The sequence below is a fragment of the Parendozoicomonas verongulae genome (assembly GCF_009711465.1).
Taxonomy (GTDB): domain Bacteria; phylum Pseudomonadota; class Gammaproteobacteria; order Pseudomonadales; family Endozoicomonadaceae; genus Sansalvadorimonas; species Sansalvadorimonas verongulae.
The window spans coordinates 1-888 of sequence record NZ_SMME01000449.1 but is presented as its reverse complement, the minus strand read 5'-3'; the positions used below and the strand labels follow the sequence as shown (position 1 = coordinate 888).

Here is an 888-nt window from a genome sequence, read left to right as displayed (position 1 = left end):
TGGCCACAATCGAAACACTGTACTTCCCTGGCTTGGAAAGTGGCTCTTCAGTCAGCAAAGTCGTTGCCTGAAGCGGATATATGGCATTCAGCAGCCAGGCGGCATGGTATAGACCGCGACAAAATCCCCGAAACAGCGCTGAATAAAATCTATGAGATTTATAGCGATATCCCAAAAGACATCACTCAAACAATAGGGGCATTACCCGTTCTGACTCATGGGGGGTTGGATAACCTGATTATCGCCGCGCAGCAGGCGCAGTCCCATGAGAGGGTCGATGCACTGGAACCCAGGCACTGGCGCAGAGCGATCAACAGTGTACTCACCCACTGCACCCGCCAGCATCCGTCCGTCCGTGATTTTATGAAAGTGGCCTGTGAAAAGCTGCTCCCGGATCAGGACAATCAAGAGTGGGTTGACCCGGATCTGCTGGCGCACTGTCTGCGTCCCCTCAAAAAGATAGACCGGGCATATGTTCAAACAAACTTCTGGCACCTGGCCCGGGCCTGTGGGCCGGGTGTTTTTAAAATGCTGAAGCTGGATTTCATGGGCCCGGACTATAGGGGGGCAATACATGGCGCGACGGATGTGCTGTGTGCCCTGCTGGTGTGCCATGCTCCCGAGGCTATGAGAAAGAGCTTGGAAATACAGCTGCAACCTGACCCTGTTCTGGTGCAAAGGTGCGGGCAGCTGCCCATGCGTTCAACGGTGAACAGGAAAATATTGACCGATGCTCTGGCCAGTGGCTGGGGCCTCAACGTGGAGTTTCGTCAAAGTGGCTTCACGATATTGAATCATCTGGCTGATCACTGCCAGTCCCTCGCGAAAGACGCTGCTCTTGATGATGCCACCCGAAAGGAGCTTGCCATAGCTCAACTGAAAAAGGCG

The 888-nt window shown here is 53.9% G+C and carries 1 protein-coding gene; it reads left to right on the top strand.

Annotation, left to right across the window (positions count from 1 at the left end):
* Positions 1-39 precede the first annotated feature (39 nt).
* Positions 40-888, top strand: an 849-nt coding sequence (locus E1189_RS00975; protein ID WP_155158252.1) for a hypothetical protein, incomplete at its 3' end; no start/stop codon positions are given.